The organism is Streptomyces sp. NPDC087844, assembly GCF_044742785.1.
Taxonomy (GTDB): Bacteria; Actinomycetota; Actinomycetes; order Streptomycetales; family Streptomycetaceae; genus Streptomyces.
Genome location: NZ_JBIUVD010000008.1, coordinates 191,796 through 214,642, shown reverse-complemented (window position 1 = coordinate 214,642; position 22,847 = coordinate 191,796). Strand labels below are relative to the sequence as shown.

Below are 22,847 nucleotides of genomic sequence, written 5' to 3'. Positions count from 1 at the left end.
GGCGCAGTCTTTTGCCCCTTCAGGGGCGCGGGGAACTGCGCGAACGGCCCCACCGGCCCGCAGGGACCCCACTACGGCAGGGCCCCGCGGCCCCTACCGGTTGGCAACCGCCTGCTTGACCAGCGTCTTCCCGAAGTCCCACATCAGCCCACCCCCACTGTGCGCCTCATCCATCACAGCAGTGAACGCGTCCACGAACCGGTCCACGTCCCGCTCACCGATCACCAGCGGCGGAATCAGCTTGATCACCTCCAGGTGGTCGCCGGAGACCTGGGTCAGGATGCGGTGCCGCTGCAGCAGCGGTACGACGACCATCTGCGCGAACAGCCCCTTGCGCGCGGCCTGCAGCATCGTCCAGCGACTGCGCAGCTTCAGCGAGGTGGGCCGGCCGAACTCGATGCCGATCATCAGCCCCCGGCCGCGTACGTCGCTCAGCAGCTCGTACCGGTCGACGAGCGCCGTGAGCCGGGACTTCAACCGCTCCCCCGTGGCACGGGCGTTCGCCACGATCTCCTCGTTCTCCATGACCGACAGCACGGCGAGGCCGGCCGCCATGGCCTGTGCGTTGGATCCGAAGCTCGCGGAGTGCACGAGGACCCGGTCCATGGACGAGTAGACCTTCTTGAAGATCCAGTCCTTGCCGAGGGTGGCGCTCACGGGCACGTATCCGCCCGACAGCGCCTTCGCCACACAGACCAGGTCCGGTTCGACCCCGTCCTCGTGCTGGTAGGCGTAGAAGTCCCCGGTGCGGCCGAGCCCGGTCTGCACCTCGTCCGCGATGAGCAGCGCCTTGTGCTTGTGCAGCAGCTCCTGGGCGTCGCGCAGATAGCCGGGCGGCGACTCGTGCACGCCCTTGCCCTGGATGGGTTCGACGATCAGCGCGGCGACGTCGCCCTTCTTCAGCTCCGCCGCCAGGGCGTCGAGGTCGCCGAGCGGGACCGCCGTGTCGGGCAGCAGCGGGGCGAAGCCGTCCCGGAAGCCGTGCTCGCCGTTGACGGACAGGGACCCGGTGGTCAGACCGTGGAAGGCGTGCGCGCAGTACAGGACGCGTGGCCTGCCGGTGGCGTACCGGGCGAACTTCAGCGCGGTCTCGACGGCCTCCGTTCCGCTGTTGCCGAAGAACACCCGGTCCAGGTGCGGGCTGTGCGTCAGCAGCTTCTCCGCCAGCAGTCCGGGCAGCGGCTGGCAGTCGAAGCGGGTCAGGTCGGCGAGCCGGGCGTCGAGGACGTCGTGCAGTGCCTTGCGGACGACGGGGTGGTGGCGGCCGAGGCCCATCACCCCGAACCCGGCGAGCATGTCCAGGTAGTCGTTGTCGTCCGCGTCCCAGAAGTGGGCGCCCTCGGCCCGCTCGTAGACCTTGTCGAAGCCGATGGTGCGCAGCATGCGCGGCAGCTGGTGGTTCAGGTACTTGGCATGCAGCTCGTAGCGCTCGGTCCCGCGCTCGGCGAGGAGACCGCCGAGATCGAACTCCTGGGACTTGCTGGTGGTCATTCCGGCTTCTCCTTGGACACGCGCGTCTTTGCGGCCGGCTTGCCGGCGGCACCCTGTCTCCCGGTCCCCCGCTTCCCGTCGCCCTCGCCCTCCCCGTCGACGCGCCGCCCGGCAGCGCCCTGTCTGCCTGCCGGCGCCTTCCGCGCACGTGCCGCGTCCGTGCCGGCGCGCCGCCCGGACCGGCCGGCAGCGGGACCGGTACCCGCGGAGGCGTCCCGGTGATCGGCCTCCCGCACGGCCAGGCTCGCGCTGATCCGGCCCGCGATCTCCACGGGGGTCAGCCCGATGTCGGCCAGCACCTCCCCCCGCTTGGCGTGCGCGAGGAACTGTTCGGGGATGCCGAACCGCCGTACCGGCACGTCGACTTCGGCGTCCCCCAGGGCGAGCGCGACCGCCGCGCCCACTCCGGCGGCCCGGCTGTTGTCCTCGACGATCGCGACCAGCCGGTGCTCGGCGGCCAGGCCGGGCAGCGCGGGGTCGACGGGCTTGACCCAGCGCGGGTCCACCACCGTGCAGCCGATGCCCCGGGCCTGCAGGAGTTCGGCCGCGTGGAGGCACACCGGTGCCATCACGCCGACGGCGACGAGCAGCACGTCGGACCGCTCGCCCCGGTGCAGCACGTCCACTCCGCCCACCCGGTCGACCGCCGGGATCCGGGGTCCCACCGACTCCTTGGGGAAGCGGATCAGCGTGGGCGCGTCGTCCACGGCGACGGCCTCGCGCAGCTGGGCCCGGAGCTGGTCGGCGTCCCGCGGCGCGGCGATCCTGAGTCCGGGCACGACCTGGAGGATGGACATGTCCCACATGCCGTTGTGCGACGCCCCGTCGACTCCGGTGACTCCGGCGCGGTCCAGCACGAAGGTCACTCCGCAGCGGTGCAGCGCTACATCCATGAGGAGCTGGTCGAAGGCCCGGTTGAGGAAGGTCGCGTACACGGCGACGACCGGGTGCAGCCCGCCGGTCGCGAGCCCGGCCGCGGACACCGCGGCGTGCTGCTCGGCGATGCCGACGTCCCACACCCGGTCGGGGAACCTCTCGGCGAACTTGGCGAGGCCCACCGGGTGCAGCATGGCCGCCGTGATCGCCACGACGTCCTCGCGTTCCTCTCCGATGCGCACGATCTCGTCACCGAACACCGAGGTCCAGGAGGGACCGTTGGACGGCGCGAGCGGCTCGCAGGTGAGCGGGTCCATCATGCCGACCGTGTGGAAACGGTCCTCCTCGTGCGCGAGCGCCGGCTCGTATCCGCGCCCCTTCTCCGTCAGGCAGTGGATGAGTACGGGCCCGTGGAAGCGTTTCGCGCGCCGCAGGGCCGACTCGACCGCGCCCGTGTCGTGCCCGTCGATCGGTCCGACGTACTTCAGCCCCAGGTCCTCGAACATGCCCTGCGGGGCGAACGCGTCCTTGAAGCCCTTCTTCGCGCCGTGCAGCGACTCGTAGAGCGTGCCGCCGACGAGGGGGGTGCGCAGCAGGACGTCCTTGCCCCAGGCCAGCACCTTCTCGTAGCTGTCGGTGGTGCGCAGGGTCGCCAGGTGGTTGGCGAGACCGCCGATGGTCGGCGCGTACGAGCGTTCGTTGTCGTTGACGACGATGATCAGCGGACGGTCCTTGGCGGCGGCGATGTTGTTCAGCGCCTCCCACGCCATGCCGCCGGTGAGCGCGCCGTCGCCGATGACCGCGACGACGTGCCCCTTCTCTCCCTTCACCTGCCGGGCCTTGGCGAGCCCGTCGGCCCAGCCCAGCGCGGTGGACGCGTGGCTGTTCTCGATGACGTCGTGCTCGGACTCCTCGCGGGACGGGTAGCCGGAGAGGCCGCCCTTGCTCCGCAGCTTGGAGAAGTCCTGACGCCCTGTCAGCATCTTGTGTACGTAGCTCTGGTGGCCGGTGTCCCACAGGATGCGGTCGGTCGGCGACTCGAAGACCCGGTGGAGCGCGATGGACAGTTCCACCACTCCCAGATTGGGTCCCAGATGCCCCCCGGTCCTGGCGACCGCGTGCACCAGGAACTCCCTGATCTCCTCGGCCACTTGGCCTATCTCGGTCTCGGACAGCGCCTTCAGGTCGCGTGGTCCCCGGATGGTCTCCAGAATCGTCACGCTCGGCCCCCTCCCGGTCCGTGCTGCGGCTGACGCGCGGTGCCGGTGGGTTGCCCCGGCACCGTGACCTCCGGCTCGCCCGATGCGACGCCGTCCGCCTCCATCTGCTCGGCGATCTTCATCGCCTCGTCGATGAGGGTCTCCACGATCTTCGACTCGGGGACGGTCCTGATGACCTCGCCCCTGACGAAGATCTGTCCCTTGCCGTTGCCGGAGGCGACCCCCAGGTCCGCCTCCCGCGCTTCTCCCGGCCCGTTGACGACGCAGCCCATGACCGCGACGCGCAGGGGCACTTCCATGCCCTCCAGGCCGGCCGTGACCTCGTCGGCGAGCTTGTAGACGTCGACCTGGGCCCGCCCGCAGGACGGGCAGGACACGATCTCAAGGCGCCGCTGCCGAAGCCCCAGCGACTCCAGGATCTGGATGCCGACCTTGCACTCCTGGGCGGGCGGGGCGCTCAGGGACACCCGGATGGTGTCTCCGATGCCCTCGCTGAGCAGCGCCCCGAAGGCCACCGCGGACTTGATGGTCCCCTGGAAGGCCGGACCCGCCTCGGTCACCCCGAGATGCAGCGGGTAGTCGCATCGGGCCGCCAGCTGCCGGTAGGCGTTGACCATCACGACCGGGTCGTTGTGCTTGACCGAGATCTTGATGTCCCGGAAGCCGTGCTCCTCGAAGAGCGAGGCCTCCCACAGTGCCGATTCGACCAGCGCCTCGGGCGTCGCCTTCCCGTACTTCTGGAGGAGGCGCCGGTCCAGCGAGCCGGCGTTGACGCCGATGCGGATCGGTGTGCCGTGGTCGATGGCGGCCCGCGCGATCTCCTTCACCTTGTCGTCGAACTGCTTGATGTTGCCGGGGTTGACCCGTACCGCCGCGCAGCCCGCCTCGATCGCGGCGAACACGTACTTCGGCTGGAAGTGGATGTCCGCGATCACCGGGATCTGCGACTTGCGCGCGATGATGGCCAGCGCGTCCGCGTCGTCCTGCGTGGGGCAGGCGACGCGGACGATCTGGCAGCCGGACGCGGTGAGTTCGGCGATCTGCTGCAAGGTGGCGCCGATGTCCGACGTACGTGTGGTCGTCATCGACTGCACCGACACGGGTGCGCCGCCCCCGACCGCCACCGGTCCGACCTGGATCCGCCGTGCGACACGGCGCTCCGCGATCGGCCGGACCGGCACCTCGGGGAGGCCCAAGGAGATGGCGGTCATCACGTCACCCGCGGTTTCCCGAGACGGTCTCGCGGGCGGCCCGCAGGGACTCCTTGAGGGAGCCCATGGTGGCCATGACCGCGGTCGGCTCGTAGCCGCAGTGCGCCATGCAGTTGGCGCACCGCGGGTCCTTGCCGCGGCCGTAGGCGTCCCAGTCGGTCTTCTCGATCAGGTCCTTGTACGTCGTGACGTACCCGTCGCTCATCAGGTAGCAGGGCTTCTGCCAGCCGAACAACGAGTAGTTGGGGATCGCCCACGCCGTGCAGGGGAAGTCGACCTTGCCCTCCAGGAAGTCCAGGAAGAGCGGGGAGTGGTTGAGCCGCCAGCGGAGCCGGTTGCCGCCGGAGAAGGCCTTCTTGAACAGCTCGCGGGTCTGCTCCACGCCCAGGAAGTGCTCCTGGTCGGGCGCCTTCTCGTAGGCGTAGGCGGGCGAGATCATCATCTCGTCCACCTTCAGGTCGTCATTGAGGAAGTTGAGCACCTCGATGATCGTCTGCGGGGTGTCGGTGTTGAAGAAGGTCGAGTTGGTGGTCACCCGGAAGCCGCGCCGCTTGGCCTCCTTGATGGCCGCGACCGCCTCGTCGAACACCCCCTCCTTGGCGACGGACTCGTCGTGCCGCTCGCGCAGACCGTCGATGTGCACGGCGAACGCGAAGTACGGCGAGGGTGTGAACTTGTCCATCTTCTTGCGCAGCAGCATGGCGTTGGTGCACAGGAAGATGTACTTCTTCTTGGCCACCAACTGCCGCACGATCTCGTCGATATGAGGGTGCATCAGGGGCTCGCCGCCGGCGATGGACACCATCGGCGCGCCCGATTCGAGCACCGCCCCGACGGCCTGCGCCACCGGCATGCGCTGCTTGAGCACTCCGGCCGGGTGCTGGATCTTGCCGCAGCCCTCGCACGCGAGATTGCAGGCGTACAGCGGTTCCAGTTCGACGATCAGCGGAAACTTGTCCCGCTTGCGGAGTTTCTGTTCCATCAGATACGTCGCGACCTTGATGGTCTGGCGGAGCGGCATGGCCATCTGGCTCACCTCCTGGGGAGCAGCGAAGAACGGTGCCATTCATGGAAAACAGGAAGAACGGCACGAAGAACACGGAAGGCTGATATTCCACCGCGTACCGTGCCGATCCGGACGAGTTCATGTTCTGGGGCGTCCACGACCACCCGTACGGCGGCAACCGGGCGCTCGCCCGCGCGGACCGCGCTGCGGAGCGTCGCCGCCGACTCCATGTCGACCGCGATCGCCCCGGTCGCGAACAGCTCCGACCGTTCGCGACCGCGCACCACGTGATCGGAACCGGCGAGCGGTCCCGTGTGAACGGCGCGCCCGGGCACGGCACGCCGCAGTTCCCCGACGAGCAGGCCGGTCCCCACGCAGGGCGTACCGCCGCGCGCATCCCGGGTCTCCTCGGCGACGATCAGGTCCCCGGGACGCATACCGGGGGCCAGCCCGGCACAGAAGCCCGTGGCCAGGACGGCCGCCCCGCGCATCGCGGGTCCGGCCAGCGCCTTGCCGACCGCCCGTTCGGCGGCCAGTGGTCCCATGCCCGTACGCAGCACGGTGACCGGTCCGTCGGCGCCGCCCCGGTCGCCGCCCGTGCGCAGGGCGAACCGCTCGATGCCCAGCGCGCAGGCGATCAGCAGCGGGGCGGCGCCCGGTGTCGCGCTCATCAGCTCGCCCTGCCGAAGGCGCTCTGGGCGCCGCTCCGCAGGTCGGCGAACGGTTCGCCGTTGACGTACCGGCCGAGTGCGGTGAGCGGGAACACCTGCCGGTAGAGGTGGTAGTTGATCGAGAAGTCCCACGGGAACCCGGTGCCGGTGAAGTACGGCTCGTCCCAGGAGCCGTCCGCCAGCTGGGTCCGCGCGAGCCAGGCGACCCCGCGCTCGACGGCCTCGGACTCCCGCTCCCCGGCCGCGAGCAGCGCCAGCAGCGCCCACGCGGTCTGGGAGGCGGTCGACGCGCCTCGCCCGCTCCACTCGGCGACGTCGTGGTAGGAGCGCAGGTCCTCGCCCCAGCCCCCGTCGTCGTTCTGCACGGTCTCCAGCCAGGCCACGGCCCGCCGGATCGCGGGATGCGAGCCGGGCAGTCCGGCGGCGACCAGCGCGGGCACCACCGACCCGGTTCCGTATACGTAGTTGACGCCCCAGCGGCCGAACCAGGAGCCGTTCGCCTCCTGTTCGGCGAGCAGCCACTCGATGCCCCGGCGGGTGCGCGGGTCGTGGGCCAGGCCCTCGACCGCGAGCATCTCCACGACGTGCGCGGTGACGTCGGCGGACGGCGGGTCGATGACCTCACCGAAGTCGCAGAACGGCAGCCGGTTGGGGAAGGGGCTGGTGTTGTCGACGTCGAAGGCGCCCCACGCGCCGTTCTTCGACTGCATGCCGAGGTTCCAGCGCACCCCCCGCCCGATGGCCTTCTCCACACGCTCCGGGTCGTGGTGCCTCACCCGGCGCAGCGCGAGGACCACTTCGGCGGTGTCGTCGATGTCCGGGTAGTTGTCGTTGTGGAACTCGAACGCCCAGCCGCCAGGGGGCAGTCCGGGCCGTTTGACCGCCCAGTCGCCGGGGCGGACGATCTCCTCCCCGAGCATCCAGTCCGCCGCCCGCACCATCTGCGGGTGGTCGGCGGGCACGCCCGCGTCGGCGAGCGCGATGGTCGCCAGACAGGTGTCCCACACCGGTGACTGACAGGCCTCGATCATCCGGGCCCCGTCCTCGCGCCACACCGCGAAGCGGTCCAGGGAGGCCAGTCCCTCGCGCATCACGGGGTGTTCGAGGTCGTAGCCGAGCAGGTACAGGGCGATGACCGAGTAGACGGCGGGCGGCTGGATGCCGCCCCAGCACCCGTCGTTCTCCTGGCGCTCGATGATCCAGCGGGCCGCGGTGTTCATCGCGGCCCGGCGGAGCCTGCGCGGCGCGACCTTGCGGTAGGCGTGCAGGGCCTTGTCCAGTCGCTGGAACGCCCCGTCCCAACTCGCCACCGGAGCGAAGGGTTTGACCGGGTTGGGGTTACGGGGGTCGGCGTGCAGCTCGTCCAGTGTGAAGGGCGCCGGACGGACCGGGCGCTTCGCGGAGACGACGGTGAGCGGCACGATGGTCTGCCGGGCCCAGCAGCCGAAGTCGTAGATGTTGAGCGGCATCCACTTCGGGAAGTAGATGAGCTCCGGGGGCAGTTCGGGGAGGTCGTCCCACTTCCACCAGCCGAACAGGGCCAGCCAGATCCGGGTGAAGACCCGGGCCGCCGCGATGCCGCCCCGCTTTCGGATCCACGCGGACGCCCGCGCCATGTGCGGATCGTCCGGCAGGTCACCGGCCAGCCGCAGGGCCACGTACGCCTCGACGGTGGTGGAGAGTTCGCCCGGTCCGCCGTAGAAGGAGGCCCAGGTGCCGTCCTCGCGCTGCTCGCCGCGGATGAACAGCGCGGCGGCCTGTGTGGTCTTCTCGTCGTCGATGCCCAGGAACTGACGGAGCAGCAGGTCTTCGGCGTCCATGGTGACGTTGGTCTCCAGGTCGCCCTTCCACCAGCCCTCGGCGTCCTGCGTGGCCAGCAGGAAGTCGGTGGCACGCTGTATCGCGTGCGTGGCGGTCTCTCGGATATCGGCTGTCCCGGCCGCCGCGGGAGTCGATTCTGTCCGGATGTCGCTGGCCGAGGCTGCGCGGGGCGGGAGGGCCCCGGTGCTTCCGTCGGTCGTCGCTGTCATGGCTTCCCCTTCGTGCAGTGGCATGGCTCTGCTGGGTCCGCCGTCGGCCGGTGCTCGTTCTTCCGCAGCACCGGCCGGCGACTACGCGAGGGCTATTCGACCGATAGTGATCATCTCTTTCGTACGACGACGAAGTCGGCGAGCTCCACGAACTGAGCCCGCACCCGGTCCGGCATGTCGATCGTGTCGAGGGCGTCGATGGCGACGGTGTGCTGGCGGCGCGCCTCCTGGGCGGTCCACTCGCGGCCGCCCGCCTCCTCGATCAGCGCGGCGCGCACGGCGAACTCCTCCTCGGAGAAGTTCTCGAAGTCGCTGCTCCTGGCGTCCGCGGCGAGCAGTTCGCCCAGGCGCTCCGAGGCCGGGCCGCCGGCCGCGAGGGCGGCCACCACGGGCAGGGACTTCTTGCGCTGTCGCAGGTCGCTCCAGGTCTGCTTGCCGGTGGCGACCGGGTCGCCCCAGATGCCGAGCAGGTCGTCGACGGCCTGGAAGGCGAGGCCGAGGTGGTAGCCGTACTTCTCCAGCGTGTCGGCCGTGCGGTCGTCGGCGCCCCCGAGGACGGCGCCGATGGAGCAGGCGCAGGCGAGCAGGGCGCCGGTCTTGTTGCCCTCCATCTCCAGGCACTCCTCGACGCTGACGCGGTCGCGGTGCTCGTAGGAGATGTCCTGGGCCTGGCCGTCGATCAGCGCGCGGGTGGCGGTGGTCAGCCGGCGAGTGGCGCGGCCCGCCTCGACCGTGCCGAGTTCCAGGAGCAGTTCGTTGGCCAGCGCGAACAGGGCGTCGCCGACCAGGATCGCCTGGGCGGGGCCGTGCACCTTCCAGACGGTGTCACGGTGGCGGCGCTGCTCGTCGCCGTCCATCAGGTCGTCGTGCAGGAGGGAGAAGTTGTGCACCAGCTCGACGGCGACGGCGCCCGGCACGCCCACCTCGGGGGCGGCGCCGGCGGCCTCGGCGGACAGCACGGCGAGGGCGGGGCGTACGGCCTTGCCGCCGTCGCCCTCGGCGGGGTTGCCGTCGGCGTCGATCCAGCCGAAGTGGTAGGCGGCGACGGTGTCCATGGGAGGTGCGAGGCGGTCGATGGCCGCCCGTAGTACAGGTGAGGCCAGGGTCCGGCCGCGCTCCAGGAGCGCGGTCACGTCCACCGCGTCGGCAGCCTTCGATGCCGGGGGCACAGTGGGCACAGTCTCTCCTCTATTCGCGATACGGGGGGTGCGGGGGCCGGTGCCGGAGCGGGCGACGGTGGCCCCGTCGCTCTGATCGAGCGTCACGCCGCCTCCTCGAAGAGCTCGAAGAGGTGGTCGCGTGGCCGGCCCAGGGCTGTGAGCACGGCGTCGGCCGCGCTCACGCCGCTGCGGACCGCACTCTCCATGGTCGCGGGCCACCCTGTGGCGGTCCACGCGCCGGCCAGGTACAGGCCGGGTGCCTTGGTGCGGGCGCCGGGCCGCAGCCGTCCGACGCCGGGGGTGGGGGCGAACGTCGCCGTACGCTCCCTGGTCACGAAGAAGTCCCGGACCTCGGCGTCCCTGGTGTGCGGCAGCAGCCGCTCCAGTTCCGGCAGGTATCGCTCGCGCAGTGCAGCGACCGGTGCGTCGATCTCGTCCTGCGCGGCCGACTGGGACAGCGCGAGATACTGGCCCTCCTTGAGCCCGGACGCCTCGGTCCGGTCGAAGACCCACTGCACCGGGGAGCCGAGCGCGGCGAAGAACGGCCGGCTGAGCACCTTGCGGTCGTACACGACGTGGATGTTGAGGATGGGCGCCGTACCGATCTCCAGCAGCCGCTCGGGGGCGTCGAGCGCTCCCTCGGGCAGCAGATCGTGGGCCTCGCGCTGCGGTACGGCGAGGACGACCGTGTCGGCGTCGAGCGTCTCGCCGGGAACCTGAACGCTCCAACGCCCGTTCTCGTGTCGGGAGATGGAGGTGACTCGTGCACGGACCTCGGTACGGACTCCCGCGGAGTCGAGCGCCTTGCGGGCCAGCCGGTCGTGCAGTTCACCCAGCGGGACGTGCGCCCAGCCGATGTCGGCGGCGCCCGGGTCGGACAGCAGACCGGTCTTGAACACCATCGCGGCGAGCCCGAGCGAGGCGTCGCCGGCCACCGCGTTGAGGGTGGCGACCCCCACCAGGTCCCACAGTGCCTCGATGGCCCGATCCGACTGACCGTGCGCGGTCAGCCAACCGCCGAAGCTCTGCGCGTCGAGCGCCGGATCGGCGAGGTCGAGTCCCTTGAGCGCCAGAGCGGCACGGCCGACCCCGGCGCGCTCGGCGAGCGACAGATGCGGGTAGGTCGCGAGGCTGCGCGCCAGATGCAGCGGTACGGGCAGCGCCGTTCGGCCGATTCTGCCGAGCCGCCGTCCGGCCGGGGCGTCGGCGTCGAGGACGGGCACGTCGAGGCGGTCCTGCAGCGGTGCGAGTGCCGCTCCTCCGACGCGGTCGAGGAACCAGCGGTACGCCGTGCAGCAGCGCAGATACACATGCTGGCCGTTGTCCACGGTGAGTCCGTCGCGCTGGAAGGAGAAGGCGAGCCCGCCCAGGCGGGGCCTGCCTTCGAGCAGCGTCACACGGACTCCCGCGTCGGCCAGCGCGAGCGCCGCGGTCGTTCCCGCGAGCCCCCCGCCGACCACCACGGCCGTCGTGGGGCGGCTCGACGAGCCGGCGTCGGACTCCTCGTCCCGCGTGGTGTCGTTCATCGCGCACCTTCCCCCGCGGCCTCGCCGTGCCGGTGGAGCGGGGCACGGGCGGCCGATGCAGTCAGGGACGCCGTCCCCGGCCGGAGGGTTGCGCGCCGTTTCCAGGTACCTGCGTCATCCTGGGCCGGAGTGTCCATCAAGCGCGCCTCCTGACGGTTCGGCGGGAGACGTGCCGGGCGTCGAGACCGGACAGCCCGCGCACGGCGACGTACGCCTTCTCTCGTCCGGGGAGCGAGACCCGGCCGCGCAGGACGGCCTCCGGTTCGCGCTCGATGCGGTCCAGGAGGCGGCGGTAGATGCCCGCCATCGCGGCGACACAGGCGCCGCTGCGGCGGTCCAGCATGGGCAGCAGCCGGTAGCCCTCCGCGAAGAGCGCGCGGGCCCGGCGCACCTCGAAGTGCACGAGGCCCGCGAAATCGGAGCCCTCCGGTGGGCGCGACCCCTTGAACCCGGCCGAGCAGCCGAACTTCGCGAGGTCGTCCGCGGGCAGATACGTCCGCCCGTTCTCGCCGTCCTCACGAACGTCCCTGAGGATGTTGGTGAGTTGCAGCGCGAGCCCGAGCGTGTCCGCGTACTCCGGCGCCCGCTCCGCGCCGCGCGCCCCCGGTTCCGTACCGAAGACGCCGAGCGAGAGCCGGCCGATGGCTCCGGCGACGCAGCGGCAGTAGACCCTCAGGTCGTCCCAGGTCTCGTACGTCTCGCCGCGGACGTCCATGAGCACGCCGTCGATGAGTTCGTCGAGGCCGTCGAGCGGGACCGGGAAGTGGTCCGCCGTGTGCCGCAGGGCGACGGCGACCGGATCGGTGTCGTCCTCGTCCACCGCTCGGTCCCGGATGCGGGCGAGCAGCGCCCGGGTGTCCTCCAGCCGCTTCGCCTTGGCCTCGGGTGCGAGCGCGCCGTCACCGATGTCGTCGACGCGCCGTGAGAACGCGTACAGCGCCGACATGGCGCGGCGCTTGGGCGCCGGCAGCAGCCGGATGCCGTACGCGAAATTCCGGGCCTGCCGCCCGGTGACCGCCTCGCAGTAGCCGTAAGCGGCGAGTACCGGTGCGGACATGTGTGGTTCCGACTCCACGGTCCGGATCACCCCTCTCCTCGCAGAGTCACTCCCACCTCGCGCAGCAACTGGATCTTGCCGGGCTTCGGCGGGCCGGGAAGTACGTCGTATTCGGCGGCGGCGATCGCCTGGATCGCCGCCCTTCCTCCTGCCACGAACCCCGCGAGCAGCAGCTTCAGCCTGCCGTGGACGCTACCCACGAGGGGGGTGCCTTCATTCAGGAGGTTCCGGGCGCGTTCTGCTTCGTATGCAACCAGTGCGCGCGCCGATGCGCCTGCCGTGGGCGTGGCGAGATCCGCCTCCTGGACGTGAAAGCGCTTCATGTCCTCGGCGGGAAGGTAGATGCGGTCGCGGCCGAGGTCCTCGGCAACGTCCTGGAGGTGCTCGACGATCTGCAGGGCCGTGCAGATCGCGTCGGAGAGGCGGACCCGCTCGGGGGTCGAGGTGCCGGTGACGGACAGGACGAGTCGGCCGACCGGGTTGGCGGACAGCTCGCAGTAGGCGAGGAGGTCGTCGTAGGTCTCGTACCGCTTGACGAACTGGTCCTGCCGGTTCGCGGCGATCAGGCCGAGGAAGGGCTCGGGGGTCAGGCCGGTGCGGCGGACCGTCGGCTGCAGGCGGCGCAGGAGCGGGTGGCCCGGAGTCGAGTCGAAGACCTTGCGCAGGTCCGCCTCGAAGGCGTCGAGCAGGACGAGCCGGTCCTTCGCCTCTTCGGGGGACACGCCCAGGAGGCGGGCGTCCGCGCCGCCGGGGGCCAGGTCTCCGTCGCCGATGTCGTCGACGAGCCGGGCGAAGCCGTAGACGGCCATGAGGTCGGCCCGCCAGGCCTTGGGCAGGAAGAACGGCGCCACGGGAAAGTTCTCGTCCGCGGCCTTGTCGAGGGTGCCGCGCTCCGGGTCACCGGCGCGTGCCGTTCTGGCCGGCGTCATCGCCCGCCGCCCGGGCCACGGACGGAACACGCACGGACGGCACACGCGCAGCGGAGCTGGAGAGTTTCCGTAGCCATCGCCGTCACATCCCCCGTTCTACACTGCTGACCCAATGGTGACTATTTCGGACACGCCGCCCGGCCGTCCGCGCGACAGACCCTATGCCTGGTGTCGCGCAGTATCGCCCCACTTGCCGCGAATCAGCACCGGTACAGCTTACGTTGTACAACCCGGCACGCTCCGCCGGGGTGTCCCGCACATCACAAGAACACACCGATTGACGTCAAGATTCCTAAGGGCGCCCGGAGTTGGCGTTTCCTTCGCAGACGCAGGGCCCCGCCGGAACGGTTCGGCGGGGCCCTGCGTGCTTCCTCTACGACTCGGGCTACTTGCCCGTGAACTTCTCGTACTCCTTGAGGACCTCGTCGGTCGGTCCGTCCAGGCGAAGCTCGCCGCGCTCCAGCCACAGGACGCGGTCGCACGTGTCACGGATGGACTTGTTGTTGTGGCTGACGAGGAAGACCGTGCCGGCCGATTTGCGGAGCTCCCGGATCCGGGCCTCGGAGCGCTTCTGGAACTTGCGGTCGCCGGTCGCGAGGGCCTCGTCGATCATGAGGACGTCGTGGTCCTTGGCGGCCGCGATGGAGAAGCGCAGCCGGGCGGCCATGCCGGAGGAGTAGGTACGCATGGGCAGGGTGATGAAGTCACCCTTCTCGTTGATGCCCGAGAAGTCGACGATGTCGTCGTAGCGCGCCCTGATCTGCTCGCGGGACATGCCCATGGCCAGACCGCCGAGGATGACGTTCCGCTCGCCGGTGAGGTCGTTCATCAGGGCCGCGTTGACGCCGAGGAGCGAGGGCTGGCCGTCGGTGTAGACGTGACCCTTCTCCGCGGGGAGCAGTCCGGCGATGGCCCGCAGCAGGGTGGACTTGCCGGAGCCGTTGGATCCGATGAGGCCGATGGCCTCACCGCGGTAGGACTTGAAGGAGACACCGCGGACGGCGTGCACCTTGCGGACGCCTCGCTCCTCGCCACGGCGGAGTATGCGGCTGAGGGCCGAGGTGGCGCTGCCCTTGCCGGTCTTGGCGCCGTTGACGCGGTAGACGATGTGCAGCTCGTCCGCGATGACGGTCGGGATCTGGGGGGTCCTGTCGTTCTGCTCAGCCACGGCCGTAACGCTCCTCAGCCTTCCAGAAGTACACGAAGCCGCCGACGGCGACCAGGACGGCCCAGCCGCCCGCGACCGCCCACACGTGCGGCGGCAGGTTCTCGGAGCCGTAGCCGTCGATGAGCGCGAAGCGCATCAGGTCCATGTAGATGGCGGCCGGGTTCCACTGAAGGATGTCGGCGATCCACTCGGGGTGCTCTTCGAGCATCACGGGGATCGAGAACATGACACCGGACGCGTACATCCACGTACGCATCACGAACGGCATGAGCTGGGCCAGGTCCGGGGTCTTGGAACCCATCCTGGCCATGATCATCGCGAGGCCGGTGTTGAAGAGGAACTGCAGCACCAGTACCGGCAGGATCAGCAGCCAGGACAGCCGGGGGTAGCTGCCGAAGCCGACCGCCACGACGAACAGCACGATCATCGAGAAGAGCAGCTGCTGGAGCTGCTGCAGCGAGAACGAGATCGGCAGCGCGGCGCGCGGGAAGTGCAGCGCCCGGACGAGTCCGAGGTTGCCGGAGATCGCCCGCACGCCCGCCATCACCGAGCTCTGGGTGAAGGTGAAGACGAAGACACCCGTCACCAGGAACGGGATGTAGACCTCCCGCTCCATCCCGCGGTCGGCCTTCAGGATCAGGCCGAAGATCAGGAAGTACACGGCCGCGTTCAGCAGCGGTGTGGCCACCTGCCACAGCTGGCCGAGCTTGGCCTGGCTGTACTGGGCGGTCAGCTTCGCCTGCGAGAAGGCGAGGATGAAGTGACGCCGTCCCCAGAGTTGACGGACGTACTCGACGAGTCCGGGACGGGCGCCGCTGACGGCCAGCCCGTACTTGGCGGCGAGGTCCGCCGCACAGAGCCCTTCATCGGGGGACGGGGGCGCGCTCACCGCGACGCCGCCGTCATGCGTTGTCTCACTCACAGGGAAACTTTCGTCCTCAAGGTGCGCGGCCTGGTAGGGCGTAGGCCAAAGACAGGGACCGGGGTACGGCCCGAATGCTCTCAGATATCGAGCGTGTCAGATGACGGGTGGTCGGCCCAGTCGGGTCAGGCGCCATACCGTACGCCACTTCATGGGGCGCCGGGGGCCGCACGGGCTGGTCCAGCCCTCCTTGAAACCGCCGAACCAGGCCTTCAGGGCCGGGCGCGAGGGCCGACGGGCGAGCGTGAGCAGCATCCACACGCCGAGGTACACGGGGACCAGCGGCGCGGGCAGGTTGCGGCGGGCGAGCCAGACGCGGTTGCGGGCGACCATCCGGTGGTAGACCGCGTGCCGCGAGGGTGCGGTCGTGGGGTGGTTGAGGACCATGTCCGAGCGGTAGTCGATCATCCAGCCCGCGTCGAGGGCACGCCAGGCGAGGTCGGTCTCCTCATGGGCGTAGAAGAACTCCTCGGGGAGCCCGCCGACCTCGGCGAGCACCTTCGTACGGACGGCGTTGGCGCCGCCGAGGAAGGTGGTGACGCGGGAGTCGCGCATCGGGTCCGAGGCACGCAGCCGGGGCACGTGGCGGCGCTGGGTGATCCCGGTCTCGGGGTCGGCGATACGGAAGCTGACGATGCCCAGCTCCGGGTCGGCCGCGAAGGCCTGCCGGCACAGCTCGGCGGTGTCGTGGCGGGCGAGGAGGCCGTCGTCGTCCAGGAAGAGCAGGACGTCCACGTCAGTGCCGCCGGGGCCGAACGCCTCGATGCCGACGTTGCGGCCGCCGGGGATGCCGAGGTTCTCCGGCAGCTCGACCGTGCGGACACCGGGTATGGACCCCGTGACGTCCGGGACGGGCGAGCCGTTGCCGACCACGACCACCTCGACCGGGTCGCCGTCCTGCTTGGCGACCGAGTCGAGGAGGGCGCGGAGTTCGTCGGGGCGGTTGCCCATGGTGATGATCACCGCGCCGACCTTCGTGGCCGTGCTCACTTCAGCCTGCTCGAAGCGAGGATGGACACCAGGTGCAGCACGGTCTGCAGCAGCGCGATGCCGGCCAGCACCGCGACGCCGAGCCGCGAGAAGAACAGGTCGTCCCGGACCGTGTCCAGGACCGCGAGGACCAGGATCAGCAGGGACGCCTCTATACCGAGGACGAGCCGGTGGAACTTGAGCGCGCCCGCGGCCCGGCGGGCCAGCGCCATGCCGGAGGAACGCGGCTCGGACGCCGACTCCTGCACCGGTGCCTTGCCGGTCTGGTGGCGGGCGACACCGACGAGGTCGGTCTCGGACTTGATCAGGACGGCGCCGAGGGCGGCGAGCGTGCCGAGGAAGGCCCACAGCCAGTCGATCCGCCCGGTGCCCCACAGATCCGCGGCACGCAGGCCGAAACCGACCAGGACCGCGGCGTCACACAGGTAGGCGGCGACGCGGTCGACGTACACCCCGGTCATCGAGTACTGCTTGCGCCAGCGGGCGATCTCGCCGTCGACGCAGTCGAACAGCAGGTACAGCTGGACCATCAGTACGCCGAGCAGGGCGCCCGGGATGCCCGGTACCAGCAGGGCCGGGGCGGCGAGCACGCCGAAGACGGTCATCACGTAGGTCAGCTGGTTGGGCGTGACCTTGGTGTTCACCAGGTGCCGGTCGATGCGCAGCGAGATCTCGCGCATGTAGAGCCGGCCTCCCCAGTGCTCGCCGCTCCGCCGGTCCTTCACACCCGGGGGGTGCACGACCGGGCGGAGCTCAGCTACCGATGGCTTTTGCATAGTCGGCGTATGCGTCCCTGATCTGGTCGGTGGAGAGGGCGAGGTGTTCGAGGATGGTGAAGCGGCCCGGCCGGGTCGTCGGAGCGAACTCCACGACCTGGACGAACTCGTCCGGGGTGAAGCCGATCTCCTCCGGCAGCACGGGCAGCCCGTGACGCCGCAGGACCTCGGCCATGTACGCCGACTCCTCGCGGGCGCCGCGCAGGTGCATCGCGAAGACCGCGCCCAGACCGCACTGCTCGCCGTGGCTGGCGGCGCGCTTGGGGAAGAGCAGGTCGAAGGCGTGGTTGATCTCGTGGCAGGCGCCGGACGCGGGGCGGGAGTCGCCCGCCACCGACATGGAGATGCCGGTGAGGACCAGGCCCTCGGCGAGCACCTGGAGGAAGGCGTCGTCGCCGACGCCGCCCGGGTGCCGCAGCACGGCCTCGCCGGCCTGGCGGGCCATCGCGGCGGCGAGGCCGTCGATCTGCTCGCCCTTCTCCCGGTTGGCCAGTTCCCAGTCCCGGACCGCGGAGATGTTGGACAGGGCGTCACCGATGCCGGAGCGCACGAACCGGACCGGGGCCTCACGGATCACGTCGAGGTCGATGACCACGGCGATCGGGTTCGGCACACCGTACGAGCCGCGGCCCGCGTCGTTGTCGAGGGTCGCCACCGGGGAGCACAGACCGTCGTGCGACAGGTTCGTGGCGACGGCGACCAGCGGGAGGCCGATCCGGGCCGCGGCGAACTTCGCGCAGTCGATGATCTTGCCGCCGCCGAGGCCCACGACCGCGTCGTAGCGCCCCTTCTTCATCGCGTCGCCGAGCTTGATCGCGTCGTCCAGGGTGCCGCCGCCGACCTCGAACCAGTCGGCGCCCGGCAGCGCCGGGGCCAGCCGGTCGCGCAGCTTGGCGCCCGAGCCGCCGCTGATCGCGACGGCCAGCTTGCCGGAGTGCGAGATGCGCTGGTCGGCGAGGACCGCCGCCAGGTCGTCCAGGGCGCCCGGACGGATGTCGACGACGACCGGCGAGGGGATGAGCCTCGTCAGTACTGGCACGCGATCACGCGTCCCTTGGCGAGGTCCTCGTGGTTGTCGATCTCGACCCACTTAACGTCGCCGATGGGGGCCACGTCGATACGGAAGCCGCGGTTCACGAGCTCCTGGTAGCCGTGCTCGTAGAACTGCTGCGGGTCCGTCTCGAAGACCGTCTTGAGCGCGTCGGCCAGCTCGTCGGCGGCGTCGCCCTCGATGAGGGTCACGCCGATGTACTCACCGGTCGCCTCGGCGGGGTCCATCAGCTTGGTGATCTTCGTCATGGAGCCCTCGGGGCCGACGACGACCTTCATCTCCTCGTCGGCGAGGGACTTCACCGTGTCGAGGGCGAGAATGATCTTCTTGCCGTCGCCGCGGGCGGCGAGCAGCGTCTTCTCGACGGAGACCGGGTGCACGGTGTCGCCGTTGGCGAGGATCACCGAGTGCTTGATCGCGTCACGGCCGCACCACAGGGAGTAGGCGTTGTTCCACTCCTCGGCCTTGTCGTTGTCGATCAGGGTGATCTTGACGCCGTACTTCTGCTCCAGCGCCTCGCGGCGCTCATAGACGGCTTCCTTGCGGTAACCGACGATGATCGCGACCTCGGTCAGGCCGATCTCGGCGAAGTTGCCGAGGGTGAGGTCGAGCACCGTGATGCTGTCCTCATCGGCTGCGGCACCTTCGGGGCCGACCGGCACCAGAGCCTTGGGCAGGGTGTCGGTGTAGGGGCGCAGACGCCGTCCGGCGCCGGCAGCCAGCACGAGGCCGATCATGCGGGTTCTCCTTCATCGTGTACGGCGGGTGCGCCGCGCCTGTGGGCGGTCACCCAGTAGCGGATGCTCTCGAAGAGCACCAGCAGTGCCACGGCCACGGCGAGAACCGTGAGCGCGACCTTGAAATCTTCTGCGGTGAGCAGCGCGGCCAGGACGGTGACCAGCAGCGTCCTGCCTTCGTGCCCGCCGATCGCCCGCACCAGCCAGTGCGGGGGCGCGCCGGCGTTGCCGCGGATGCGGTACACCGTGTCGTAATGATGGTAGGCGACGGCTGCCACCAGCCCGAAAGCCGCTGGAAGGGCGCCGTTCACATCGGCTCTGGCTGCCAGGATCAGTACGGTCCCGTATTCGGCGGCGCGGAAGAGCGGGGGGAGCAGCCAGTCGAGGGGGCCGTCGAGGGGGCGCTTGATGACGTCCCCGGACACCAGGACGTACACGGCGGCGATCACGACGACCGACCAGCCCGGTCCGTCGGTCCAGGCCGTGTACACCAGCAGTACGAGGCACGCCAGGGCGAGGAGCCGCGTGACAGCAGGCTGGGTGCGCGTAGGGAGGCGTGCCAGCAGCTCGGCCAGGGGGCCGCTGTCGGTAAGGTCTGCCAGCGCCCGCATGGCACGGTCGGTGCGCTGCGCCTTGCGGGTCAGCGACCGCAGCACCCGGCCCGCGGTGGTGTAGCACGCCGCGAACGCGCAGCCGATCAGCAGCACGTAGAAGGTGATACGGGGTGTCGTGACCGCGGTGAGTACAGCGATCATGGCCCAGCGCTCGCCGATGGGCAGGACGATCATCCGGCGCAGCCAGACCGTCCAGCCGACGCTGTCGAGCTTGCCCGAAAGGGCCGCGGTGGGGCTGGTGTTGGCGGCCGTGCTGTCGACGTTCGCCTCGTTGAAGGAGAAGTCGACGACGTGTCGGCAGGTCTGCAGGACCATCGCGCCGAGGGCCAGCGCCCATACGTCGTCGCCGCCGCGGGCCGCGCCGAGGGCGAGGCCCGCGTAGTAGGCGTACTCCTTGGCGCGGTCGAAGGTCGCGTCGAGCCAGGCACCGAGCGTGGAGTACTGCAGGGAGTACCGGGCCAGTTGGCCGTCCGTGCAGTCGAGTACGAAGGAGAAGAGCAGCAGCAGGCCCGCGGCGACGAAGCCGGCCCGGGTGCCCGTCGCCGCACAGCCGGCCGCGATCAGCGCGGTGACCAGCGACGCCGTGGTGACCTGGTTCGGGGTCAGGCCGCGGCGGGCGCACCAGCGGGCGAGGTAACGGGAGTACGGGCTGACGCAGTACGTGGTGAAGAAGCCGTCACGGGACTTCACGGCCGTACGCAGCCGGATCGCCTCGTCGTCCACGGAGGCGACGGACTGCCGGGCCTCGTTGCGGGCCTGCGGGTCCCTGGGGACCTCGGCGACGAGTTCGCCCAGCTCGGGGCGGTGCAGATCGGTGTCGAGGGTTTCCGCGACCCGGTCGGCGACTATGCCGACCACCACGGAGCCGTTCGACGCGTCCGAGGAGGCGATGCGCAGCGCGCGGGCCAGCGCCGGACGCCCCCCGGACTTGGCGGTGACGGCGCCGGGGATCGCGGCGGCCTCGAAGCGGGGGTCGGTCAGGCCGAGCCGCAGCGCGTGGACGTGGCCCACGAAGCGGGCGTCGACGACGGCCACCCGCTGGTCCGCGGGGACGGCGGCGAGGAGCGTCTCGGCGTCGGCCGCGTCGGTGGCGGCCCGCACGTCGAAGCCGAGGGACCGCAGATCGCCTTCGAGCGACGACCCGGGGACCGGCTGACCGGTGAGGATGGCGGTCGACAGACGAACTCACTCCTCTGGGTTCCGGCGTGCACGACGCCGGGCAGGTGCGTGGTGGGGGTGCGCCCTGGGACGGCCGGGCGGCATGTCGGCAGAGGCTATCGGATGAATGGAAGCGGCCGTTCACCGCCCGTTCACGGTCCGATCAACACGTTCTGATCGGTACGTCCTCGGCGATCATCATCGTGGATTCGGGCCCCGGCCCACAAACCACGGCCTATTCCGGCGCAATTCAGGGCACGGCTCCCGTGCCCTGTGGTCGGAGCAGTGGTCGGCGCAGTGACCGGAGCACAGGTGCGCCGCGACCGGAGCCGACCGGCATAGGGTGGGCGTCCATGACATGGCTGATCACAGGTGGGGCTGGATACATCGGGGCGCACGTGGCGCGCGCCATGGCCGAGGCCGGGGAGCGCGTGCTCGCGCTCGACGACCTCTCGGCCGGGGTTCCCGCGCGGCTGCCCGACGGGATTCCGCTCGTGCAGGGTTCGTCGCTGGACGGGGAGTTGCTCAAGCGGGTTCTCGCCGAGCACGCGGTGACGGGTGTGGTCCACCTGGCCGCGCGCAAGCAGGTCGGTGAGTCCGTGGCCCAGCCCACGCGCTACTACCAGGAGAACCTGGGAGGACTCGCCACGCTCCTGGACGCGGTGGCCGGGGCGGGTGTGCGGCGGTTCCTCTTCTCCTCCTCCGCGGCCGTGTACGGCAACCCGGATGTGGACCTCATCACGGAGGACACCCCGTGTGCCCCGATGAACCCCTACGGCGAGACGAAGCTCGCGGGTGAGTGGCTGGTGCGGGCCGCCGGCCGCGCGCACGGCATCGACACCGTGTGCCTGCGCTACTTCAACGTGGCGGGCGCCGCCGCCCCCGAGCTGGCGGACACCGGTGTCTTCAACGTGGTCCCGATGGTCTTCGACCGGCTCACCCGCGACGAGGCTCCCCGGATCTTCGGCGACGACTATCCGACGCCGGACGGCACCTGCGTACGCGACTACATCCATGTCGCCGATCTCGCCGAGGCGCATCTCGCGGCGGCCCGGCGGCTGGCCTCCCCGGACGTGCCGGGCGGTGCGGGCGATCTGACGGTCAACATCGGCCGCGGCGAGGGTGTCTCGGTGCGTGAGCTGCTGACGCTCATCGGCGAGGTCACCGGCGACACCCGTCCGGTGCTCGTCGAGCCGCGCCGCCCGGGTGACGCGCCGCGCGCGGTCGCCTCGGCCGCGCTGGCCGCCGAGGAACTGGGCTGGAGCGCGCGGCGCGGGGTGCGCGAGATGGTCGAGTCGGCGTGGCGGGGCTGGCAGCTGCATCACGCGTGACGTGGCTGGACCGGCGTACGCCCGGTGGTGGAGGTGCCGCGCACGAGTGAGGGCCGGTCGGCGGGTGCGGCACACCGACTCCGGGCTACGGCGTACGGCCCGGTTTCCCGACAGGAGTTAAAGGGCGAAGACTCCCGTTCTGGACGGTTCCCTACCGGTAGAGGGGGAAACGATGAGGTGTCCGGCCCCTTTCGACGTCCGGCCGGTACTGGGCGTGATGTCCGGTTCGGCCGCGCGGCGGAACCGGACGTGCGGGACCCCGCGTGGTGCCGGGAGTGCCGGTTCGGTACGGCAGACTTGGGGCTTGAAGACCGATGCGAAGGATGGGTATGCCGATCACTCCTGCCACCGCGACGCACAGTTCGTCGAACGGCAACGCCGAAGCCATCTTGCTCGAACTGGTCGACGAGGACGGCACCACGATCGGCACGGCGGAGAAGCTGACGGCCCATCAGCCACCCGGGCAACTGCACCGGGCGTTCTCCGTCTTCCTCTTCGACGAGCGGGGCCGGCTGCTGCTGCAGCAGCGGGCGCTGGGCAAGTACCACTCCCCCGGTGTCTGGTCCAACACGTGCTGTGGCCACCCGTACCCCGGCGAGGCGCCCTTCGCGGCGGCCGCGCGCCGGACGTTCGAGGAGCTGGGGGTCTCGCCGTCGCTCCTCGCCGAGGCGGGCACGGTCCGCTACAACCACCCCGACCCGGACTCGGGACTGGTGGAGCAGGAGTTCAACCATTTGTTCGTCGGGATGGTGCAGTCGGCTCCGCGGCCCGACCCCGAGGAGGTCGGGTCGACGGTCTTCGTGAGCGCGGGCGAGCTGGCCGAGCGGCATGCGAAGGACCCGTTCTCGGCGTGGTTCATGACCGTGCTGGATTCGGCTCGGCCTGCGATCCGGGAACTGACGGGCGACTCCGCGGGCTGGTGA

At 70.5% G+C, this 22,847-nt stretch carries 20 protein-coding genes; 2 read left to right on the top strand and 18 right to left on the bottom strand.

What is annotated here, in order from left to right:
* Nucleotides 1-93: 93 nt before the first annotated feature.
* The 18 genes from ACIOKD_RS18520 to ACIOKD_RS18435 form a co-directional block, all read right to left on the bottom strand.
* Entirely contained in the window at nt 94-1,491 is a 1,398-nt protein-coding gene (locus tag ACIOKD_RS18520) for an aspartate aminotransferase family protein (protein ID WP_402084770.1), read from the bottom strand.
* Nucleotides 1,488-3,587 (bottom strand): 1-deoxy-D-xylulose-5-phosphate synthase, encoded by a 2,100-nt coding sequence (dxs, locus tag ACIOKD_RS18515; RefSeq protein WP_402084767.1) that lies wholly within the window; start codon nt 3,585-3,587, stop codon nt 1,488-1,490. Before dxs ends, ACIOKD_RS18520 begins: the two co-directional genes overlap by 4 nt.
* A complete protein-coding gene (ispG, locus tag ACIOKD_RS18510) occupies nt 3,584-4,798 on the bottom strand; it encodes a flavodoxin-dependent (E)-4-hydroxy-3-methylbut-2-enyl-diphosphate synthase (protein ID WP_402084765.1) in 1,215 nt (404 codons plus the stop codon). The genes dxs and ispG overlap by 4 nt, the downstream gene beginning before the upstream one ends.
* A 4-nt stretch (nt 4,799-4,802) precedes the next feature.
* On the bottom strand, nt 4,803-5,825 hold the full coding sequence (gene hpnH, locus ACIOKD_RS18505; RefSeq protein WP_402084763.1) for an adenosyl-hopene transferase HpnH: 1,023 nt from the start codon (nt 5,823-5,825) through the stop codon (nt 4,803-4,805).
* A gap of 5 nt (nt 5,826-5,830) precedes the next feature.
* Nucleotides 5,831-6,475, bottom strand: a complete 645-nt coding sequence (locus tag ACIOKD_RS18500) for a 1-hydroxy-2-methyl-2-butenyl 4-diphosphate reductase (protein ID WP_402084761.1) — start codon at nt 6,473-6,475, stop codon at nt 5,831-5,833.
* Nucleotides 6,475-8,505 (bottom strand): squalene--hopene cyclase, encoded by a 2,031-nt coding sequence (shc, locus tag ACIOKD_RS18495; RefSeq protein ID WP_402084759.1) that lies wholly within the window; start codon nt 8,503-8,505, stop codon nt 6,475-6,477. The genes ACIOKD_RS18500 and shc overlap by 1 nt, the downstream gene beginning before the upstream one ends.
* A gap of 110 nt (nt 8,506-8,615) precedes the next feature.
* A complete protein-coding gene (locus ACIOKD_RS18490; protein WP_402085046.1) occupies nt 8,616-9,683 on the bottom strand; it encodes a polyprenyl synthetase family protein in 1,068 nt (355 codons plus the stop codon).
* A gap of 83 nt (nt 9,684-9,766) precedes the next feature.
* Complete coding sequence (gene hpnE / locus ACIOKD_RS18485) at nt 9,767-11,191, bottom strand: hydroxysqualene dehydroxylase HpnE (protein ID WP_402084758.1); 1,425 nt, start codon at nt 11,189-11,191, stop codon at nt 9,767-9,769.
* Nucleotides 11,188-11,328 carry a DUF6380 family protein gene (locus ACIOKD_RS18480; RefSeq protein ID WP_402085043.1) on the bottom strand — a complete coding sequence of 47 codons (141 nt, stop codon included), beginning with the start codon at nt 11,326-11,328 and terminating at the stop codon, nt 11,188-11,190. The genes hpnE and ACIOKD_RS18480 overlap by 4 nt, the downstream gene beginning before the upstream one ends.
* Nucleotides 11,328-12,278, bottom strand: a complete 951-nt coding sequence (gene hpnD / locus ACIOKD_RS18475) for a presqualene diphosphate synthase HpnD (protein ID WP_402084756.1) — start codon at nt 12,276-12,278, stop codon at nt 11,328-11,330. The genes ACIOKD_RS18480 and hpnD overlap by 1 nt, the downstream gene beginning before the upstream one ends.
* Nucleotides 12,275-13,177: a squalene synthase HpnC gene (gene hpnC, locus ACIOKD_RS18470; protein WP_402084754.1), complete on the bottom strand. Its 903-nt coding sequence runs from the start codon at nt 13,175-13,177 to the stop codon at nt 12,275-12,277. Before hpnC ends, hpnD begins: the two co-directional genes overlap by 4 nt.
* 385 nt (nt 13,178-13,562) lie before the next feature.
* A complete protein-coding gene (locus ACIOKD_RS18465; RefSeq protein WP_402084752.1) occupies nt 13,563-14,345 on the bottom strand; it encodes an ABC transporter ATP-binding protein in 783 nt (260 codons plus the stop codon).
* Complete coding sequence (locus ACIOKD_RS18460; protein ID WP_402084750.1) at nt 14,338-15,267, bottom strand: ABC transporter permease; 930 nt, start codon at nt 15,265-15,267, stop codon at nt 14,338-14,340. The genes ACIOKD_RS18465 and ACIOKD_RS18460 overlap by 8 nt, the downstream gene beginning before the upstream one ends.
* A gap of 96 nt (nt 15,268-15,363) precedes the next feature.
* The gene (locus tag ACIOKD_RS18455; protein ID WP_402085041.1) at nt 15,364-16,218 is read right to left on the bottom strand and encodes a glycosyltransferase family 2 protein; all 855 of its coding nucleotides are present in this window, start codon (nt 16,216-16,218) and stop codon (nt 15,364-15,366) included.
* Nucleotides 16,219-16,253: 35 nt separating this feature from the next.
* Nucleotides 16,254-17,033 carry a CDP-alcohol phosphatidyltransferase family protein gene (locus ACIOKD_RS18450; protein ID WP_307534613.1) on the bottom strand — a complete coding sequence of 260 codons (780 nt, stop codon included), beginning with the start codon at nt 17,031-17,033 and terminating at the stop codon, nt 16,254-16,256.
* Entirely contained in the window at nt 17,011-18,072 is a 1,062-nt protein-coding gene (locus ACIOKD_RS18445; RefSeq protein ID WP_402084747.1) for an iron-containing alcohol dehydrogenase family protein, read from the bottom strand. Before ACIOKD_RS18445 ends, ACIOKD_RS18450 begins: the two co-directional genes overlap by 23 nt.
* Complete coding sequence (locus ACIOKD_RS18440; RefSeq protein WP_402084744.1) at nt 18,060-18,821, bottom strand: sugar phosphate nucleotidyltransferase; 762 nt, start codon at nt 18,819-18,821, stop codon at nt 18,060-18,062. Before ACIOKD_RS18440 ends, ACIOKD_RS18445 begins: the two co-directional genes overlap by 13 nt.
* Nucleotides 18,818-20,614 (bottom strand): DUF5941 domain-containing protein, encoded by a 1,797-nt coding sequence (locus ACIOKD_RS18435; protein ID WP_402085038.1) that lies wholly within the window; start codon nt 20,612-20,614, stop codon nt 18,818-18,820. The genes ACIOKD_RS18440 and ACIOKD_RS18435 overlap by 4 nt, the downstream gene beginning before the upstream one ends.
* Before the next feature lie 332 nt (nt 20,615-20,946).
* Here ACIOKD_RS18435 and galE point away from each other — a divergent pair, with 332 nt between their 5' ends.
* Both galE and idi read left to right on the top strand, forming a co-directional pair.
* Entirely contained in the window at nt 20,947-21,924 is a 978-nt protein-coding gene (galE, locus tag ACIOKD_RS18430) for a UDP-glucose 4-epimerase GalE (RefSeq protein WP_402084742.1), read from the top strand.
* 329 nt (nt 21,925-22,253) lie between these two features.
* Complete coding sequence (idi, locus tag ACIOKD_RS18425; protein ID WP_402084740.1) at nt 22,254-22,847, top strand: isopentenyl-diphosphate Delta-isomerase; 594 nt, start codon at nt 22,254-22,256, stop codon at nt 22,845-22,847.

Excerpts from the sequence above, each read along its gene's own strand:
- ACIOKD_RS18520 (WP_402084770.1), bottom strand. The coding sequence starts at position 1,491 with ATGACCACCAGCAAGTCCCAGGAGTTCGATCTCGGCGGTCTCCTCGCC.
- ispG (WP_402084765.1), bottom strand. The coding sequence starts at position 4,798 with ATGACCGCCATCTCCTTGGGCCTCCCCGAGGTGCCGGTCCGGCCGATC.
- hpnH (WP_402084763.1), bottom strand. The coding sequence starts at position 5,825 with ATGGCCATGCCGCTCCGCCAGACCATCAAGGTCGCGACGTATCTGATG.
- ACIOKD_RS18500 (WP_402084761.1), bottom strand. The coding sequence starts at position 6,475 with ATGAGCGCGACACCGGGCGCCGCCCCGCTGCTGATCGCCTGCGCGCTG.
- shc (WP_402084759.1), bottom strand. The coding sequence starts at position 8,505 with ATGACAGCGACGACCGACGGAAGCACCGGGGCCCTCCCGCCCCGCGCA.
- hpnE (WP_402084758.1), bottom strand. The coding sequence starts at position 11,191 with ATGAACGACACCACGCGGGACGAGGAGTCCGACGCCGGCTCGTCGAGC.
- ACIOKD_RS18480 (WP_402085043.1), bottom strand. The coding sequence starts at position 11,328 with ATGGACACTCCGGCCCAGGATGACGCAGGTACCTGGAAACGGCGCGCA.
- hpnC (WP_402084754.1), bottom strand. The coding sequence starts at position 13,177 with ATGACGCCGGCCAGAACGGCACGCGCCGGTGACCCGGAGCGCGGCACC.
- ACIOKD_RS18455 (WP_402085041.1), bottom strand. The coding sequence starts at position 16,218 with ATGGGCAACCGCCCCGACGAACTCCGCGCCCTCCTCGACTCGGTCGCC.
- ACIOKD_RS18450 (WP_307534613.1), bottom strand. The coding sequence starts at position 17,033 with ATGCAAAAGCCATCGGTAGCTGAGCTCCGCCCGGTCGTGCACCCCCCG.
- ACIOKD_RS18440 (WP_402084744.1), bottom strand. The coding sequence starts at position 18,821 with ATGATCGGCCTCGTGCTGGCTGCCGGCGCCGGACGGCGTCTGCGCCCC.
- galE (WP_402084742.1), top strand. The coding sequence starts at position 20,947 with ATGACATGGCTGATCACAGGTGGGGCTGGATACATCGGGGCGCACGTG.
- idi (WP_402084740.1), top strand. The coding sequence starts at position 22,254 with ATGCCGATCACTCCTGCCACCGCGACGCACAGTTCGTCGAACGGCAAC.